Below are 3,004 nucleotides of genomic sequence, written 5' to 3'. Positions count from 1 at the left end.
AATGTGATTCGCACGCCGGCTAATAACAAACTGCGCATGGATGACAAACGTGGGCAAGAGCACATCAAACTGGCCACCGAATACGGCAAAACTCAACTTAATTTGGGGCATTTGGTCGATAATAAAAAAAGCCAACGTGGCGAAGGGTTTGAACTACGCACCGACGAATGGGGCGCGATTGCCGCCAATAGAGGCTTATACTTAACCACGCAAACCCAGCCGAAAGCGCAAGGTAAACAACTGGATATGCAAGCGGCAATAAGCCAACTTGAAAATGCCCTCTCTATTGCCAAAGCACTACAAAATGCCGCCACCCAGTCCGAAGCGCACAGCGCCGATACCGACAGCCAAGCGCAACTTAAAGCCAACTTAACTCAGCTAACCCAAAGTGGCCTACTGGCCTATGCGCAAGAAGGCATCGCCCTAACCAGCCCTGAAAATATTCAACTGACAACAGCGAGCAGCCTCACCTTAACCAGCGAAAATCAAACCGATATCAACGCTTTAAACAACGTCACTGTTTCATCGGGCGAAGCGATTGGTTTATTTGCGCAAAAAGCGGGCATGAAACTGTTTGCCAACCAAGGTGATATTGAGGTGCAAGCCCAAAATGCCAACCTCAATATGGCTGCCAAGCAAGATATCAAAGTGGATAGCGTGGATGGTAAAACGCAGATAACAGCAGCCAAAGAGATAACGCTCATCTGTGGTGGCTCTTATATCAAAATCAGCAGTGAAGGCATCGAACTGGGCACACAGGATAATATCTATCTTAAGTGTAATGTGTTCCAGAAGATGGGGCCGGCAAGTCATCATTTATCCGCAAAACTGAATATTAATCGTCAAGAGCTCGAAGCCTTATTAAAAAAACATGTATCGTTTAACTCGAAAGGCTTTTCGGCATAAGGAATAAGGTAATACACATGACCATAAAAAAAATCGATAATTTCAACTTTCCCGTGGGTGAAAAACAACTCAGTCAAGATGCGTATTATAAAGCGTTATCAGAGGCGAACAGTGGCTTTTATCCATTTGGTGAAAATGGGATATGGCATGGGGGGTTCCATATTGATGAAGGGGTACTAAAGAAAGTTGATAATGACGGTATATTGCGTTGTATGGCTCATGGCGAAGTGGTTGCTTATCGAGTCAATAATATTTACCATAAAATAGTGTATCTGGACAATGTTGAGTTAAAAACGCCTTATAAAGAACAGCAAAAAGTGGCGTATTTCTCAACGGGATTTACCTTAGTCAGACACCTGTTACAAATGCCTAAAATCGCTGGTGCAACTGCTACGCCACCCTCAATAACCTTATACAGTTTATATATGCATCAACTTGATTGGTATGGTTATCAGCAAAAAGGACAAGAAAGTGGTAGTCAGGTGGATTACCCTTGTTATTGGCAAGCGCAAGCAGGGAAAGTGGATGAAAAAAAAGCGGAAACCATTGCCGGCAGCGTGATACGTGAAAAGGGAAAAGACACAAAGATTGTGGGTTTATTACTTAAAGGCAGTAAAGTACGTTTAGGTGAACAAAAAGCAAATATGTCTGGTTGGTATAAAATTGTGTCGATAACCGCAGGGACGGTGGTGACACCAAATGGCTTGCAAAATGAATTGGGCAATATTACCGGTTATGTTTGGCATAACGATATTGGCAAGACAGCAGCCGATAGACCGACTGGAAAGACAGCGGAAGCCAATAAGGATTATGAAATCTGCAAAGAAGATAATAAAAAAGTGGGCAAACCGGAAGTCGAAGTCAAAGGCATTGCGGTTTATGGCACCGCGAATGACAGTCAAAAGTTGACCTATTTGCCACAAACCGCGACTTTTGAATTGGATGGGCAAGAAAATGGTTATGCTAAAATCCGTAAAATTGATAATTGCACTGTGCCGGCAGTCTTGGTTGCAGAAAATGGCGGGGATGAGGCGCCACATAAGGGGTATGTCAAATTAACCTCACTGATAGTGACCCAACTTAAACCTGAAAAATTAGATAAAGTGGTGGTATTAAAAACGCCTGTGCCGATTAATAAAGGCGACTTTATAGGTTACATCGGCCATAATGTTAGCCAATCCGAACGTTTTGACGAGCCTAAAGAAGCCCCGTTATCGAACATGAAACGGGCGTTAGACAAGCAATTACCGCCAATGGCACATATTGAATTACTGACCTGTGATGATTTACCGGCGTTTATCACTAAAACCCGCGCCTTAGCGGACAAGCTGCCTGAAAGTGAAAAAACTATCATATTAGTTGAAAAAGAGGCGCGATTAGTGCAAGCCGCTAAACCGGCAGGTTGGTTAAGCTCTGGGGTGGCGATTCATTTTACCGACACTACCGAGAGCTACTATATTAAAATCAAACCGGTCTATACCGTCAATCTTCCCTCAAGATTTTTTCATACTTCAACCGAGCAGCCGTTATTCGACCCAGGGGTTGGCAAGGTGGTTAATGGCATTAATGGAAAGATACAGGCAAAAAGCCCGTCAGCGCAACCGTACACCTTAACCGCAAGTGAGAAAATGTATGTAAGGCGGATATATCCCGAATTAACCGAGGCAGATATCCCCGATAAAGTTGAGCTAATTAGTGGCGGAAAGGGGCAAGATACGACGTTACCGAGTGTCTATTCTGAGCCAGCGAATGATGAGGATTTTTTCACGATTCGCTTTATGATTGAAAACAAGCCGTACTGGATAGCCGCCAGTAAAGTCTTACACCTTAATGGCGAAGATGGGCAGCTCAATTCAAGCGTAAGTTATTGGCATGATTTTCCATTATCATTAGATGACAACCTTTCTCCACAGGAAAAGAAACGTAATACGGTATGTTACCCTCGTACCGTGTCCCTAATTTCATTAGAAAATGATGGCTTGATAGCGATAGAGGATGAAAACACAAAATGGGTCCAAGTGACGGCACTGGATGAGCAAACGCTACCGATACACGGTTGGGTGAATATAAAAGACAATGCGCAAGCACATATCAAACG

At 43.6% G+C, this 3,004-nt stretch carries 1 protein-coding gene and 1 pseudogene; both read left to right on the top strand.

Translation table 11 applies throughout. The features are described 5' to 3' along the window. A partial coding sequence (locus A9G24_RS12390) for a DUF2345 domain-containing protein (RefSeq protein ID WP_141673157.1) occupies positions 1-906 on the top strand: 906 nt, incomplete at its 5' end. A 17-nt stretch (positions 907-923) separates the two neighbouring features. Further along, a pseudogene (locus A9G24_RS12385) lies at positions 924-3,004 on the top strand (hypothetical protein); the annotation flags it as partial.

This window comes from Gilliamella sp. App6-5 (genome assembly GCF_001690525.1).
GTDB classification, from domain to species: Bacteria; Pseudomonadota; Gammaproteobacteria; order Enterobacterales; family Orbaceae; genus Gilliamella; species Gilliamella apicola_H.
The sequence above is the reverse complement of the archived record's forward strand: the minus strand, read 5'-3'. Positions and strand labels throughout refer to the sequence as shown.